We start from the raw sequence: 14,552 nt of genomic DNA, 5'->3' as shown, positions 1-14,552 counted from the left end.
TGCGCCGCGATCTTGCCCACGAATGCGTTCCCCTTCGCGCAGTTCCGCCCCCTCGCTTCGCTGGGGGTACCCCCAGCGCCCCTGTTTTCGCACCCGCTCGCGCCCCTGGTTGTCAGCGTGGGTGGATCGGCGGGAGGCGGTAGGTGCCGTCGAGGATGGCGTCCTGTGGCTGGTACATCCGCACCATCGGGCGGAAGCCGGAGGACGGGGTGGGCAGCCAGTTGGCGAACTCGTCGGGGTCGGTGGGCTGGCGGTGCTGGAGGTAGAGGGTGAGTGAGCCGTCGGAGGCGTGGACCAGGCCGGGGGTGCGGTCGCCGATGGAGAAGCGGTCGATGTCGTTGGGGACCAGCAGGTATTCGGGGGTGTCGTACATGGTGACCGACCAGAACGCGCTTACCGGCGGCGGCTGTTCGAAGCGCAGGGTGTAGGAGCGGGCGCCGTCCAGTGGGTGGCCGTCGGAGTCGTGGTAGGTGGTGGCGTAGGCGGCTTCGTAGGCGTGGTTGCCCCACAGGGCGGTGCGGGCGGCGACGGCGCGGGTGAGGTAGGTGGCGCGGCGGTCGGCGACCTTCCACTGTGGTTCGTCGCGGGTGCCGGGGCCGAGGTGGTCGAGGTTGTAGTCGAACAGGTGGAGGTTGACGGTCCATTCGCCGGTGGGTTCGACGGTACCGGTGCTCGCCGCCTCCACTCGTTCGCGGCCTGCGGCCAGGCCCTTGGCGAGCGCGTGCGCCCACTCGGCGGGGCCGTCGAGGTACGGGGAGCGGCCCCGGTCGAGAATTCCGATCGGGGCGAAGCGGTGCTGGAACTCGACGTCGGCGGGGGCGGGCGGGAACGCCGCCGCCCACACCCGCAGCCGTTCCAGGAACCCCAGTTCCTCGGGGATCCCGGCGGTCGGCTCGGGCAGCCCGGCGAGTTCCGCGCCCGTTTCGAGCGGGGTGAGCTTCAACTCCCGTTGCAGCGCCCGCACTCGGGGCAGATCCTCGGGTCCGGCGCAGGCGTGGCGCGCCGCGACGGCCGCGACGGTGGTCGGTGCGGTGATCACCGGTACGCCTTCGGGCGGGGTGCCGCGCCAGTGCGGCGGGGTGATCAGCCAGGTCTGCTCGGCGGTGCCGGACGAACGGCGGCCCAGGTAGGCGAAGTTGTTGGTCCAGGCGTCGATGAACTGGAGCACGTAGTAGGCCCCGGCGGAGTCCGGGACGTGCAGCAGCAGCGGGCCGCCGGACAGGTCGAGCGGGGCCACCGAGTACACCGTGTCGTTGTTGACCGACACGAAGTGCGAGTCGGGGGTGGCCAGTTCGGTGCCGTGCCCGAAGGTGTTCCAGGCGGTCGGGGGGATCGAACCCATGCCCCGCCGGTGGATGGTGTCCACCATGGTCAGGTCGGCGACCAGCGGGTAGCCGTACACGAAGGCCTCGGCGGCCAGCATCTCGGGCGTGGCGTCAACCATGGCGAACGTCCTTTTCTGCTCGGCGGGTTCAGCGGGAGGTGGGCGTCGGCAGCTGCCAACTGCCGTTCAGCAGCGCGGGTTCCGGCCCGTACGCGCGCACCACGACCTGGTACGGGCCGGCCGGGGCGGGCAGCCAGTTCGCCAACTCGGCGGGGTCGGTGGGGCGTTCGTGCTGGAGGTAGAGCGTCAGCGAGCCGTCGGGGCCGTACACCAGGCCGGGGGTGCGGTCGCCGATCGAGTACCGGTCGATCTCGTTGGGCGCCAACTGCCGTTCCGGGAAGCGGTACATGGTCGCCGACCAGAAGTACCGGGCCGGCGGGAGCTGCCCGGGCCCGAAGCGCAGCACGGCCGGCAGCCGGCCGCCCGCCTCGGACTCCCAACCCCCGTACCAGGCCTCCTCGGTGGGCAGCCCGTACAGGCCGGTGAGCGCGCCGCACGCACGGTCCAGGTACCGGGTGCCGAGCTGCTCCCGGGTGCCGAACAGCGCGGTGCCGTCGGCCGCGCCCCGCGCCGCCCCGGCCAGTTGCCCGCGGCCGTCCGCCACTCCCTCCAGCATCGCCGCCCGGGCCTCGGCGGACAGCGCGGCGGGCTCGAAGTCCCCTGATCCCACGCCGAGTTCGGCCAGCTGCTCGCGCAGTTCGGCGTCGGCGGGCAGCACCGGGACGAAGCCCAGCAGGAAGTCCAGGAAGGTGAAGAACTCCAGCGTTCCGAGCACCTCTTCGCCGCGCCACACCGGCCACACCGGCTCGGACGCCACCGGCCGCGGGGTGCCCAGGTGCTCGCTGAGCGGCATCAGCCGGTACCCGGCCTGCACCCGTCGCAGCTCCGGCTCGTCGGCCGGCCCGGCCAGGTACGTCCGGCCGACGATGCCCGCCAGGGTGGTGTCCGTCCGCACCACGCCGTCGAAGCCGGCCGGCGGATCGGCCCGGTGGCCGGGGCCGGCGATCAGGTAGCGGCCGCCGCCGTTGCCGGTGGTCCGGGTGCCGACGAAGCCCGCGTACGCGGTGTCCAGATCGTGCACCGGCAGCACGTGGTACCGGTCGGTGGCGGGCACCTCCAGCACCCAGGGTTCGGCCCGCAGGTCGAGCCATGCCCACGAGTACGGCGTGTCGTTGTTCGGCGTCACCACGTCCGTGTCGGCGGGGGTGAACGGGCGCGAGAAGTGCCGGAACACCCCGAAACCCCCGATGTACCGGGGGTCCGCGTCGTCGATCGCCTGCGGGTGCAGCGTCCCGTAGTTCGCCAGCATCGGGTAGCCCCGGATCCACGCCTGCGCCGCCGTCCGCCGGACCGCCGCCGGATCCACCCTGGCCGGGCCGCCCATGCCGTCCACCCATCTCCCACGAAGGGATCATTCAGACATACCGGTACACCGGGGATGCTATGCCGCCCACGGCCCGTCCGGCGCCCCGACCCTCCGACCGGCCGTCAGGGGACCTCCCCGTCGGCGGACGTTCCGGCTCTGCCCGTAGCTAAGAGTGCGGATGACCGGCCGCCGGAGCGGACACCCTGAGGCCATGGACATCCTTCTGCTCGGCGGCTCCAAGTTCCTCGGGCGCGCCTACGCCGCCGAGGCACTCGCCCGCGGCCACCGCGTCACCACCTTCAACCGCGGTGTCAGCCGCACCGACCTGCCCGGCGTGGAGGCCGTCCACGGCGACCGCACCTCGCTCGATGACCTGCACCGGCTCATCGACGGCCGGCAGTGGGACGCCGTGATCGACACCTCCGGACAGCAGCCGCACGACGTCGCCACCACCGCCCGGCTGCTCCGCGACCGGGCCGGCCACTACGGCTTCGTCTCCTCCGTCCACGCCTTCGCCGACTGGCCCGCCCTCCCGGTCGACGCCGACTCCCCCACCCTCGAATGCGCCGGCGACGTCGGGCCGGACCAGCCGTTCGCCAACGCCCTCAAGGCCGGCTGCGAACGCGCCCTGCTCGACAACTTCGGCCCCGCGACGATCCTCAACTGCGGCCTGCTGATCGGCCCCCACGAACCGATCGGCCGCCTCCCCTGGTGGCTCGACCGGATCGCCCGCGGCGGCCGCGTGCTCGCACCCGGCGCCCCCGAGAACCCGCTCAGTCTGATCGACGCCCGGGACTTCGCCGCGTTCGGCCTCGACCTCGCCGAACAGCGCGCGACCGGGCGGTTCGTCACCACCTCGCCGATCCGGTCGGCGACGATGGGCGAGTTCCTGGAGGCGTGTCGCTCCGCGACCGGGTCCGACGCGGAGTTCGTCTGGACCCCCGACGCGACGCTGCTCGCCGCCGAGGTCGCGCCCTGGGTCGAACTCCCGCTCTGGGCACCGGTCGTGGACGGGTGGCACGGGACCTGGCACGCGGACAGTGCGCCCGCGCTGGCGGCCGGGCTGCGGATCCGGCCGCTCGCGGAGACCGTCCGGGACACCTGGGAGTGGCTGGAGTCGGGTGGGCGTACGGAGGTCGGCTACCGGCAGCTGGACACTCCGTTGGGGATCGAGCCGGAGAAGGAAGAGGCGCTGCTCGGGGGGTGACGGCAGGCGGGGCGAAACCGGGGGCGCGGAGTGCGCGACAAGCGCGTGCCCGTCCGCAAGGTCGCAAGCAGTGTTCAAGTCATTGCCTGCGTCGCGATCTTGCGGACGAGTGCGTTCCCCTTCGCGCAGTTCCCCGCGCCCCTGTTTGTGTTTTCGCCAATCAGTAGCTGCGGCGGGTGACCAGCTCCGCCAGGGCGAGCAGTTCGTCGGTGCGGGTCGGGTCCGGGACTGCCACCGCGAGGTGGCTGATGGCGGTGGCCATGCGTTCGCAGCTCTCGCCCTGGGCCCAGGCGCGGCCGCCGGCGCGGTCGACCGCGGTGGCGGCGGCGGCGAGGTCTGCGGGGCTGAGGGGGCGGCCGGAAGCGTAGAGCGTGGCGAGTTCCGCGCCGGCGGGGGTGGTGGAGGAGAGCGCGTGGACGACCGGGAGGGACTTCTTGCGAGCGGCGAGGTCCGCGCCGACCGGCTTGCCGGTGACCGCGGGGTCGCCCCAGATGCCGATCAGGTCGTCGATCAGCTGGAAGGCGAGGCCGATCTCGCGGCCGAAGGCGTCCATCGCGTCGGCGGTGGCGGCGTCCGCGCCGGCGTACAGCGCGCCGAGGGCGCACGCGCAGCCGAGGAGGGCGCCGGTCTTGCTCTCCGCCATAGCGAGGCACTCGGCGAGGGTGACGTCGGAGCGCTGCTCGAAGGAGCAGTCGGCCTGCTGGCCGGCGCAGAGTTCGACCACGCAGTCGGCGAGGCGGCGGACGGCGGCCGCGGCGGCGGGGTGGGGGTCCTCGGCGAGTACCCGGAGGGCGAGGGAGTGCATGGCGTCGCCGGCCAGGATCGCCCCGGTGGTGCCGAACACCCGCCAGGCGGTGGGGCGGTGGCGGCGGGTGTGGTCGCGGTCGAGGACGTCGTCGTGCAGCAGGGTGAAGTTGTGGACGAGTTCGACGGCGGCGGCGGCCCGGACGGCGTCCTGCGGGCGGCCGCCGACGGCCTGGGTCGCGGCGAGCACCAGGGCGGGGCGGATCGCCTTGCCGGCGCCGGCCGCGCTCGGGGTGCCGTCGGACTCCAGCCAGCCGAAGTGGTAGCCGGCGATCTGCCGCATCGAGTCCGGGAGGGTGTCGACGGCGGCGCGCAGCGCCGGGTCGACCACGGTGCGGGCCCGGCCGAGCAGGGCGAGCGCCTCGGCGGTGTCGCGGGCGCCCTCGACGGGGGTGGTGTTCTCGCTGTGCTGTCCGCGTTCGGACACGGTGATGGCCATGGTGAGTCCTCCCCCTGGGCCCGCCCCGGGTGCGGGGCGCGGCGGATCTCCGCGTCGGCCGAGTGCCGGCGCGGTCGGCGGGCGGGCCCGGGACGGCGGGCCCGCCGCGCGGTCGGTCGTGCCGGTCAGTCGTGCCAGTTCGCGACGTCCACGTTCTCCAGCACGCCGATGGCGTCCGGGACGAGGATCGCGGCGGAGTAGTAGGCGCTGACCAGGTAGGAGATGACCGCCTTCTCGTCGATCCCCATGAAGCGGACGTTCAGCCCGGGCTCGACCTCGTCGGGCAGCTTGCCGGGGTGCAGGCCGACCACGCCCTGGTTGTCGGCGCCGACGCGCATCGCCAGGATCGAGGTGGAGCCGTTCACCACCGGGATCTTGTTGCAGGTGTAGATCGGGACGCCGCGCCAGGTGGGGACCGTCTTGCCGTCCACCTGCACGGTCTCCGGGTACAGGCCGCGGCGGTTGCACTCCCGGCCGAAGGCGGCGATGGCCTTCGGGTGGGCGAGGTAGAACTTGGTGCTGCGGCGGCGGCAGAGCAGTTCGTCCATGTCGTCGGGGGTGGGCGGGCCGGAGTGGGTCTGGATCCGCTGGCTGTACTCGGCGTTGGCCAGCAGGCCGAACTCCGGGTTGTTGACCAGCTCGTGCTCCTGGCGTTCGCGCAGCGCCTCGATGGTCAGCCGCAGCTGGTGCTCGGTCTGGTCCATCGGCTTGTTGTAGAGGTCGGCGACCCGGCTGTGCACCCGCAGGACCGTCTGGGCGACGCTCAACTCGTACTCGCGGGGCGTGAGTTCGTAGTCGACGAAGGCGGTGGGCAGGCCGTACTCGCCCTCGTGGCCGGCCGACATGCCGATCTCCGCCTCGCCCTTGCGGTTCTGCGGCAGCTGGGAGTCCGCGACGAAGGCGAGGATCTGGTCGCGCAGCGCCTCGGAGCGGTCCGCGAGCTCCTGGAAGGCCGGCCAGGACAGCACCATCACCGTTCCGGCGGTGGTCGCCTTGACGCTGTAGGGCCAGCGGCGGTCGGCGACGGTGAGTGCCTCGTCGCCGATGTGGTCGCCGTCGGCGAAGGTGCCGAGCACGGTGGCGTCGCCGTACCGGCCGGTGCCGATCTTGTCGACCTTGCCGTGCGCGACCAGGTAGACCTCGTCGATCTCGCGGCCCTGCTCGATCAGCAACTCCCCTGCCGCGAAGTCCCGTTGGACGAACCGGCCGGCCAGCTCGACGAGCAGCTCGTCGTCCTCGAAGCCGCGCAGCACCGGCACCTCGCGGAGCGTGGGCGGCACGACGGAGACCTGTCGGCCGGTCTGCGCGAAGCCGACCCGGCCCCGGCCCACCGCGTACGACAGCCGCCGGTTCACCCGGTAGGTGCCGCCGGAGACCTCCACCCAGGGCAGCGCGCGCAGCAGCCAGCGGTTGCTGATCTCCTGCATCTGCGGGGCCGACTTGGTGGTCGACGCGAGGTTCTTGGCCGCCGCCACCGAGAGGCTGCTCTGCGGCCTCGGCTGGGCGGTTCCGGCGGTGGTTTCGGTCGTCATGTCCGAGGGCCTCGTGATCGCGTCGACGGCGGTTTTCGGCAACCATGCTGACGCCCGGTCAGGTAGCGCGGCAATCACTCGTGCGAGTGAATCAGGTGTGCGAGGCGAATGGTGCGACCAGCGCACTGGATCGATCATCGTTCGATCCGCGCGAGCCCCCCGACGCCTTCCCGCACGCCCCGAAAGGCCCTGCCGGACAGCGGATTTCGAAGCGTCCGCACAGCTCACCGGCCCGTTGTTCGAATCGCTCCGGAACAGCGCTAAGGTGGCCCCCACACCGCATGGTGACCGCCGCCACAGCGCAGGCGAACCGGTCGGTGATGACCTCCCATTGGCACGCCCTCCTCCGGGGAGACTTCCGTGACCGCGCCCGTCCGCGTCTGGCTGAACCGCACCTACGCCGAGAACGTCTTCTTCATCGAGCTGCTGCGGTCCGCGCCGCGCCCGGTGCACGTCCTGGCCACCCACGTCGACCCGGACTCGCCGGTGCTCGCCGCCGCCGACCTCGGGTTTCTGGAACCGGACCGGCTCTCCGCCGAGAGTTACGTGGAATTCGCGCTGGAATTCTGCGCCCGCCACCGGATCGACGTATTCCTGCCCCGCCTGCACCAGTTGGCGATATCGCTGCGCCGCCGCGAATTCGAGGTACTCGGCACCGCGCTGATCTGCCCGCCCGCGCCCGCGATCGCGCTGTTCACCAGTAAGGCGGAGGGCTACCGCGCCCTCGACGCCGCCGGCCTGCCCACCCCGCTGTGGCTGCACGCCGACACCGCGGCCCAACTGCTGGTCGCCGTCGAGGAGATCGAGGCCACCGGCGCCCCCGCCTGCCTGAAGCCCGCGAGCGGCGCCGGCGGCGAGGGCTTCCGGATCCTCACCCGCGAACCGTTCAGCCTCCGCCGGCTCGCCGGGTACGTCGACGCGCGGGTCCAACTCGACCAGGTAATGGGTGCGTTGAGGTCCTCCACCGCGCCCGCCGACCTGCTGGTGATGCCCTACCTGAACGGCCCCGAGGTGTCGGTGGACTGCCTCGCCGACCAGGACGGGCGACTGCTCGCCGCCGTCGGCCGCACCAAGCAGGGCCGCCGCCGCAGCTTCACCGTCGACCCCCGCTACCTGGAACCGGCCCGCCGGCTGGTCGAGCAGTTCGGCGTCGGGCACCTCTCCAACGTCCAGTTCCGGCACGAGGCGGACGGCCGTCCCGTCGTGCTCGACATCAACACCCGGCCGTCCGGCGGACTGCACCAACTCCGGCTCTGCGGGCTCAACTTGCCTGTCGCTGCTCTTGAACTGGCGCTCGGCGCACGGCCGTTGCTGCCCGAGGTGGACGAACTCGCGCTCGGCGAATACACCTTGGTGTCCGGCGTCCAGGCAGTCCTGCCGCGCCAGGCCGCGGCCCCCGCGCTGGAGCGGCTGGACGGGGCGCTGCTGTAGCTCCCCCCTTGCGGTCAGTCCGTCGGCCCAGACCAGTCCAGGGTCGGCGGCAGTACGCCTTCCAGGGTGAGCAGCCAGCGCTTGACCTCCACCCCGTGCCAGGCGCCACCGAACCCGCCCAGCCCGTCGGCCGCCACCACCCGATGGCACGGCACCAGCAACGGCAGCGGATTGGCCCCCATCATCTGCCCGACCGTCCGGGCCGGCAGCCCCGGCTCGGGCAGGTCGTCGAACACTCCGCTGCGGGTGGCGAGTTCGCCGTAGGTGGTGGTGCGGCCGTACGGCACCTCGGTCAACAGGCAGCGCAGCACCGCCAGTTGGGGTCCGGTCGTGAAGCGCCAGTCGATCGGCAGCTCCAACTCCGTTCGCCGCCCGGCGAAGTACTCGCCGACCCGGGCCTCCACCAGCGACCGCTTGCGCGCGTCCCCGCACTCCGGCACGCCCACCGGCCGTCCCGCGAACGTCTCCCCCGCGTACGTCGCCGCCGCCACCCCGTCCGCCGTCACGCCGAACTTCATCGGGCCACTGGGCAGCGGCGTGGCCACGGTCACCCACGACAGCTCCATGCCTTCAACCTAGCGGCTTCGGGGGAGGGCGGGTGCGGGGAACTGCGCGACAAGCGCACACCGGTCCGTGAGGTCGCGAGCACGTGCAAGTCGTTGTCCTGCGTCGCGATCTTTCCGGCGAGTGCCTTCCGCTTCGCGCAGTTCCGCCCCCTCGCTTCGCTGGGGGTACCCCCAGCGCCCCTGTTTTCGCGCCCGCCTGCTGTCGCTCAGAGGTGGTCGCGGAGGTAGTCCGACAGGTGGTGGCACCAGGTGGCGAGCTCGGCGCGGTCCGGGGGGTCGCCGCCGGAGAGGGCGGCGGTCGCGGCGGCGGGGAGCTGGCCGGTCGCGGCGAGGCGGGAGAGGCCGGAGAGGACGCCGGCGAGCCGTTCGGCGTCGGTGTGGCTGAGCATCACGAGTGCGTCGGTGTGGCCGATGGTCATGGAGCCGGGCATCGGGTTCTCCTCGGGTCGGTCCCCCCGGGTGGCTGGGCCCCCTTTTGTCCACGGTACGACCGGTGCGGTGGGCCCGCGCGAGCGCCGCTCGCCCGTTCGGCGCGCCCGGATGGCCGGGGGTGGCGGGCGGCAGGACGGTCGGAGGAGGTGTGTGCGGGCGAGCGGGTGAGCAGGGGAGCGCAGATGGCAGAGCAGGCGGCGCCCGGGATTCGTGAGCTGCTCCACAGTCCCGGTTACCTGCGGTTGCTGCTGGTGTCCGCGCTGGTGGGTGTGCCGGTCTCGCTGGCGGCCTTCGGGTTCGTGAGCCTGGAGCACGAGTTGCAGCACTGGGTGTGGGAGTCGGCGCCGGAGGCCTTGGGGTACGGGCGGGCGCCGTGGTGGTGGCCGTTGCCGGCGTTGGCGTTGGCGGGTCTGTTGCTGGCACCGATCGTGACCCGGATGCCGGGGCGGGGCGGGCACGTGCCGGTGCACGGGCTGGGCGGGCCGCCGACGCTGCCGGTGGAGGTGCCCTCGGTGGTGCTGGCGGCGCTGGCGGCGCTGCCGCTGGGCGCGGTGCTGGGTCCGGAGGCGCCGTTGATGGCGCTGGGCAGTGGCCTGGCGCTGCTGGCGGTGGGCCGGGCGCGGCCGGAGGCCAGTCCGTTGCTGGTGCCGATGCTGGGTGCGGCCGGATCGACCGCGGCGATCTCGACGATCTTCGGAAGTCCGCTGGTGGCGGCGGTGCTGATGATCGAGGCGGCGGGTCTGGGCGGGCCGCAGCTGACCTTGCTGCTGTTGCCGTGTCTGCTGTCGTCGGGGGTGGGCGCGCTGGTGTTCACCGGATTCGGGCACTGGACGGGGCTGACGATCGGGGCGTTGCGGCTGCCGGAGGTACCGAAGGCGGCGCTGCCGGATGCGGCGGACTTCCTGTGGGGGGTGCCGCTGGCGATGGTGATCGCGGTGCTGATGGTCGCGGGGCAGACGCTGGGCCAGCGGTTCGCGGCGTTCACGGCGCAGCGCACGGCGGTGCGGACGGTGATCTGTGCGGTGCTGGTGGGTCTGTGTGTGACGGGGTACGCGGTGACGACGGGCCGGTCGCCGGAGGAGGCGGCGCTGTCGGGGCAGGCGACGCTGGGGCAGTTGGCGGCGGATCCGCAGGCGTGGTCGGTGGGGGCGTTGCTGGCGCTGGTGGTGTTCAAGGGGTTGGGCTGGGGGGTGGCGCTGGGGTCGCTGCGGGGTGGGCCGATCTTTCCGGCGGTGCTGCTGGGTGCGGCGCTCGGGGTGGCGGTGGGCGGGTTGCCGGGGCTGGGGGTGGCGGCGGGCCTGGCGGCGGGGTTGGCGGCGAGCACTGCGGCGGTGACCCGGTTGCCGGTGACGAGCACGGTGCTGGCGGCGGCGCTGCTGGGTGATCAGGCGGCGGATTCGCTGCCGTTGGTGATCGTCTGCGTGGTGGTGTCGTTCCTCACCGCGACGTTCGTGCACCGGGTGGCGGCGGACGCTTCGCACGGGCGGTCGGACTCGTCATCCACGGCCGGTTGACCGAATACCACCCCGGGGCGGCAAAGTTTGAGTCAAAACGGTGAAGGTTCGTCGAACCGGTCATGGACTCCTGTCGCACCGGCCACACCGCTCCCCCTCCCACCACCTGGGAGCAGGAGTGTTCATCGTTTTCACTACTGAAACCCCTCCACCCGCACACACGTCGGAAATGGACAGCGCGCTTTCCCGCCCGGCCAGGCCCGACCGACCGGCCGGTCAGCGACGAACCGCAGGTGGCGGGGGTCACGGCGGCGTTCGGCGGGCGCCCGGCGGTCGTCTGCCGGCAGGTTGGCCAGTCCGGCACTCACCACATGGTGGGAAGCCGGGAAAAGGTTGACCTCGGCGCCGAAAGCGAACCCCCGTTCGCAGCAGGCACTCCGGCCGGGACACCGTTGCGGCCGAACCGACGAGCCCTCTGGAGGGGAACATGCGTAACGAGATCCTCGTGCAGCAGGACAGCGACCTCGACCTCGACCTTCGCATCGCGGAGGTCTCGGACGAGACCCAGGCGTTCGGCCAGGGCACCTTCACCTCTCCGAGCAGCTACGCCATCGGCACCCGCTGCCCGAAGTGCTGCTGACGTCACGTCGGTAGACCACGTGCGCGGGGCGGGCTGCGGCCCGCCCCGCGTTCTTCGTTCTCCGCAGTCTCCCGCAGCCGCAGTTGCCCGCCGTTTCCGACCGTGAGGGACACCACGAACGTGCGACCTGAGCAGGACCTGTTCGAGATCCGCGAGCCGGTGCTGGTGCGGATGGCCAGCACGCCCCGGACCGGAGCCGAGGCCCGGATCGACCCGGACGACCCTGTCCCGGGGGTGCGCCGGCTGGCCGCGAACCCGCTGCTGCGGCAGGCCGTCGAGGTCGCCAGCGGCAGCCTCGCGCTCAGCCTGCAGCGTCTCGGCGAGCCCGACGGCGCGGCCGCGCTCGGCCGGAAGCGGACCGTCAGCGCCGCCCGCACACTGACCCGCTACGCCCGCCGTTCGGGCGGCCGGCCCACGCCGTTCGGCCTGTTCGCGGGCGTCGGCCGGGCGAGCTTCGGGGCCGCCGCGAAGTCCTCGCCGGCCGGGGCCGGCCAGGTCCGGGTGCGCCTGGACGGCGGCTGGCTGCACCGCCGGGTGCTGGCCTGGCTGGCCGTGCCGGCGGTCCGCCGCCGGGTCGAGGTGGTGCTGGACGACCTGTCCGTGCTGCGCGACGGCCGCCTGCTGCGGCACACCGGCGAGCGCGAGCTCTCGGTGCGCGACAACGCGCTGGTGGCCCGGGTGCGCGAGCTGGCGGCCCGGCCGGTCGGGTACGCGGCGCTGCTGGACGACCTGGCCGGGCGCTTCCCGCAGCTGCCCGCCGAGCGGATCGACGCGCTGCTGGCCGGCCTCGTCCAGCACGGTTTCCTGCTCACCTCGCTGACCCCGCACCGGATCGACGACGCGCTGCTGACCAGGATCGAGTCCGCCGTCGACGGCGTGGTGCCGGGCGCGGCCGAGGGGCTGCGCGCCGTCCGCGCCGCCGCGGCCGCCCACGAACGCGACCGGCCCGGCGAGGGGCTGGAGTCCTGGCGGGCCCTGCTGGACGAGGTCCGGGCGCTCGACCCGGCCGACCGGGCCGGGGAGCGGCCGCCCGTCCAGGTCGACCTGCGGATGCCCGCCGACCTGGTGCTGCCCGAGGCGATCGGCGAGGAGGTGCGCCGGTACGCCGCCGCGATCTGGGCGATCACGCCCGAGTGGACCACGCTGGAGCACCTGCGCGACTACCGGGAGCGGTTCGTCGAGCGCTACGGCACCGCGAGCGCCGTCCCGTTGGGAGACCTCGCCGACCCGCACCGCGGCCTCGGCCTGCCCGCCGAGTACGGCGGCGCACTGCCCACGCACGCGCGCTCCGGGCCCGGCGACGACGCCGACCGCTCCCGTCGCAACGCCGTCGCCGAGCTCGTCCAGCAGGCCGTCATGTCCGGCCGCGACCTGGAACTGGACGACGCCGACATCGCCCGGCTCGCCGACGCCGCCGGCCACACCCCGGGCAGCAGCCGCCCGCCGCGCACCCTGGAACTCTGCTTCCAGCTGCTCGCCGACTCCACCGCCGCCCTCGACCGCGGCGAGTTCCTGCTGCTCGGCAGCCCGCACATCGGCTCCTGGACGGCCGGCGCCACCGCCGGCCGGTTCGCCGACCTGGCCGGCCTGACCGACGGCCTCGCCGCGCTCGCCGCCGGGCCCGACGAGTCCGCCGGGTCCCCCGGGAACGCAGTACTGCCCGTCCAGGTCGAGCTGGCCCCGCGCGACCCGCGCTCGCTGAACATCGTCCAGGTGCCGCAGCTGCTGCCGCACCGCCTGCCGATCGGGGTGCCCGCCGACCGCGGCGACCCGCACTGCCTGGACTGGCGCACCCTGCTGGTCGCCGCCGGCGAGGACGGGCTGCGCCTGCTGCACCCGGAGACCGGCCGCCAGATCGTCCCCGTCTTCCCGCACATGCTCGCCCTGGACGCGCAGGCCCCGCCGGTCGCCCGCTTCCTGTCCGAGCTGGCCGCCGCCCGCCCCCGGGTGTGGTCCGGCTGGGACTGGGCGGGCCTGGACACGCTGCCCTACCTGCCCGCCGTCCGCTACGGCCGGGTCCTCACCACCCCGCGCCGCTGGCTGCCCGGCCGCCGCCTGCGCGACGCCGCCCGCGGCGCCGGGCCGGCCACCTGGGCGGAGGGCCTGCGCGAGTGGCGCGAACGCTTCCGGGTGCCCGACCGGCTGCAGATCGCCAGCAACGACCGGATGTTCCCGATCGACCTGCGCGAAACCTGGGACACCGACCTGCTGCGCGCCGAACTCACCGCCCCCGAACCGCGGTTCCAGCTCTACCAGGACCTCACCGCGGACGGCGCCGGCCTCGGCTGGAACCACGGCCACAGCACCGAGATCGTCGTCCCGCTGTTCCGCGCCCCCACGCCGGAGCCCGCCGACGGCCGCCCACCGCTCGCCAGGTCGGCGCTGCGCATCGCCCCGACCGCCGTCCATCTGCCCGGCGAGAACTGGCTGTTCGTCAAGCTGTACGCCGACCCGTCCGCGCACGAGACGCTGCTCGCCGACCACCTGCCCGCGCTGCTCACCGACCTCGGCGACGACATCGACCGCTGGTTCTTCCTCCGCTACCGCGACCCCGAACCGCACCTGCGGCTGCGTCTGCACGGCGACCCCGCCGTCCTGAACGCCCGGGTGCTGCCCGCGCTCGGCGCGCGCGTCCGGCAGCTGATCGGCACCGGCGCGCTGCGCACCATGGCGCTCGACGTGTACCGGCCGGAGACCGACCGCTACCTCGGTCCGGACGCCCAGCAGGCCGCCGAGGAACTGTTCCTGACGGACAGCCAGTCCGCGGTCCTCCAGTTGCAGGCCCGCCGCGCCGGGGCGGCCGCCGTGCCGGACGAGGTGCTGGCCGCCGTCGGCCACGCCGTGCTGCTGGACTCGCTCGGCGACTGGGACTGGTGCGGCTGGGCCGACCACCTGTTCAGCAAGGGCCCCGACCACCAGGTCTACCAGCGCCACCGCGCCCTCACCGACCGGCTGATCCGCCCCGGCGACGCCGCCCGGCACGCCGCCGAACTTCTCGGCGTCCCCGCCCTGGCCACCCTCTGGACGGACTCCCCCGCGCCGCGCGCCTTCGGCCGGCTGCTGCTGGCCGCGCCCGAGGCCGACCGCGACGAGGCGCTGATGTCGCTGCTGCACATGCGTCACAACCGGCTGTTCGGCAGCGACCCGGCCGCCGAGGCCCGCGGCTACGCCGTCCTGCGCGGCGCGGCGCGCTCCCTGCTCGGCCGCCGGGCCCACGCGGGCGGCGCGCAGTGACATGGCGTCAGCCACCGGGATTCGGCGGCGTTGTACACGGAGCCGGCGGAGTTGCGCGGGGCC

At 73.6% G+C, this 14,552-nt stretch carries 11 protein-coding genes; 5 read left to right on the top strand and 6 right to left on the bottom strand.

Translation table 11 applies throughout. The features are described 5' to 3' along the window. Nucleotides 1-112: 112 nt before the first annotated feature. Both ACFYST_RS08855 and ACFYST_RS08850 read right to left on the bottom strand, forming a co-directional pair. Nucleotides 113-1,444, bottom strand: a complete 1,332-nt coding sequence (locus ACFYST_RS08855) for a DUF1254 domain-containing protein (RefSeq protein ID WP_387860988.1) — start codon at nt 1,442-1,444, stop codon at nt 113-115. 28 nt (nt 1,445-1,472) lie between these two features. After that, nucleotides 1,473-2,768 (bottom strand): DUF1254 domain-containing protein, encoded by a 1,296-nt coding sequence (locus tag ACFYST_RS08850; protein ID WP_387861115.1) that lies wholly within the window; start codon nt 2,766-2,768, stop codon nt 1,473-1,475. 193 nt (nt 2,769-2,961) lie between these two features. On the opposite strand from ACFYST_RS08850, the gene ACFYST_RS08845 reads away from it, so the two are divergent. Further along, entirely contained in the window at nt 2,962-3,957 is a 996-nt protein-coding gene (locus tag ACFYST_RS08845) for an NAD-dependent epimerase/dehydratase family protein (protein WP_387860986.1), read from the top strand. Between the two features lie 160 nt (nt 3,958-4,117). Here ACFYST_RS08845 and ACFYST_RS08840 read toward each other — a convergent pair whose 3' ends face one another. Both ACFYST_RS08840 and ACFYST_RS08835 read right to left on the bottom strand, forming a co-directional pair. After that, the gene (locus tag ACFYST_RS08840) at nt 4,118-5,200 is read right to left on the bottom strand and encodes a family 2 encapsulin nanocompartment cargo protein polyprenyl transferase (protein WP_387644023.1); all 1,083 of its coding nucleotides are present in this window, start codon (nt 5,198-5,200) and stop codon (nt 4,118-4,120) included. 125 nt (nt 5,201-5,325) lie between these two features. Beyond that, entirely contained in the window at nt 5,326-6,732 is a 1,407-nt protein-coding gene (locus ACFYST_RS08835) for a family 2B encapsulin nanocompartment shell protein (RefSeq protein ID WP_387860984.1), read from the bottom strand. Between the two features lie 360 nt (nt 6,733-7,092). On the opposite strand from ACFYST_RS08835, the gene ACFYST_RS08830 reads away from it, so the two are divergent. Then, on the top strand, nt 7,093-8,163 hold the full coding sequence (locus tag ACFYST_RS08830) for an ATP-grasp domain-containing protein (protein WP_387860982.1): 1,071 nt from the start codon (nt 7,093-7,095) through the stop codon (nt 8,161-8,163). A 14-nt stretch (nt 8,164-8,177) separates the two neighbouring features. On the opposite strand, the gene ACFYST_RS08825 is transcribed toward ACFYST_RS08830, so the two are convergent. Further along, entirely contained in the window at nt 8,178-8,729 is a 552-nt protein-coding gene (locus ACFYST_RS08825; protein WP_387644015.1) for a methylated-DNA--[protein]-cysteine S-methyltransferase, read from the bottom strand. Nucleotides 8,730-8,935: 206 nt separating this feature from the next. After that, nucleotides 8,936-9,160 carry a hypothetical protein gene (locus ACFYST_RS08820; RefSeq protein WP_387644012.1) on the bottom strand — a complete coding sequence of 75 codons (225 nt, stop codon included), beginning with the start codon at nt 9,158-9,160 and terminating at the stop codon, nt 8,936-8,938. A 183-nt stretch (nt 9,161-9,343) separates the two neighbouring features. Between ACFYST_RS08820 and ACFYST_RS08815 the strand changes: the two genes are divergently transcribed. The 3 genes from ACFYST_RS08815 (at nt 9,344) to ACFYST_RS08805 (ending at nt 14,489) form a co-directional block, all read left to right on the top strand. Further along, nucleotides 9,344-10,675: a chloride channel protein gene (locus ACFYST_RS08815; protein WP_387860981.1), complete on the top strand. Its 1,332-nt coding sequence runs from the start codon at nt 9,344-9,346 to the stop codon at nt 10,673-10,675. A 427-nt stretch (nt 10,676-11,102) separates the two neighbouring features. Next, nucleotides 11,103-11,255: an SCO0268 family class II lanthipeptide gene (gene lanA, locus ACFYST_RS08810; RefSeq protein ID WP_387644007.1), complete on the top strand. Its 153-nt coding sequence runs from the start codon at nt 11,103-11,105 to the stop codon at nt 11,253-11,255. A gap of 171 nt (nt 11,256-11,426) precedes the next feature. After that, nucleotides 11,427-14,489, top strand: coding sequence for a lantibiotic dehydratase (locus ACFYST_RS08805; RefSeq protein WP_387861114.1), 3,063 nt, complete (start codon nt 11,427-11,429; stop codon nt 14,487-14,489). Nucleotides 14,490-14,552 lie beyond the last annotated feature (63 nt).

The sequence above is a fragment of the Kitasatospora sp. NPDC004614 genome (assembly GCF_042873675.1).
In the GTDB taxonomy this organism is placed as follows: domain Bacteria; phylum Actinomycetota; class Actinomycetes; order Streptomycetales; family Streptomycetaceae; genus Kitasatospora.
This window is presented reverse-complemented; position numbering and strand designations above follow the sequence as displayed.

What these genes read in the sequence shown, in the direction of transcription:
- ACFYST_RS08855 (WP_387860988.1), bottom strand. Translation starts at nt 1,444, where the DNA reads ATGGTTGACGCCACGCCCGAGATGCTGGCCGCCGAGGCCTTCGTGTAC.
- ACFYST_RS08825 (WP_387644015.1), bottom strand. Translation starts at nt 8,729, where the DNA reads ATGGAGCTGTCGTGGGTGACCGTGGCCACGCCGCTGCCCAGTGGCCCG.
- ACFYST_RS08820 (WP_387644012.1), bottom strand. Translation starts at nt 9,160, where the DNA reads ATGCCCGGCTCCATGACCATCGGCCACACCGACGCACTCGTGATGCTC.
- ACFYST_RS08835 (WP_387860984.1), bottom strand. Translation starts at nt 6,732, where the DNA reads ATGACGACCGAAACCACCGCCGGAACCGCCCAGCCGAGGCCGCAGAGC.
- ACFYST_RS08815 (WP_387860981.1), top strand. Translation starts at nt 9,344, where the DNA reads ATGGCAGAGCAGGCGGCGCCCGGGATTCGTGAGCTGCTCCACAGTCCC.
- ACFYST_RS08840 (WP_387644023.1), bottom strand. Translation starts at nt 5,200, where the DNA reads ATGGCCATCACCGTGTCCGAACGCGGACAGCACAGCGAGAACACCACC.
- lanA (WP_387644007.1), top strand. Translation starts at nt 11,103, where the DNA reads ATGCGTAACGAGATCCTCGTGCAGCAGGACAGCGACCTCGACCTCGAC.
- ACFYST_RS08850 (WP_387861115.1), bottom strand. Translation starts at nt 2,768, where the DNA reads ATGGGCGGCCCGGCCAGGGTGGATCCGGCGGCGGTCCGGCGGACGGCG.
- ACFYST_RS08805 (WP_387861114.1), top strand. Translation starts at nt 11,427, where the DNA reads ATGGCCAGCACGCCCCGGACCGGAGCCGAGGCCCGGATCGACCCGGAC.
- ACFYST_RS08845 (WP_387860986.1), top strand. Translation starts at nt 2,962, where the DNA reads ATGGACATCCTTCTGCTCGGCGGCTCCAAGTTCCTCGGGCGCGCCTAC.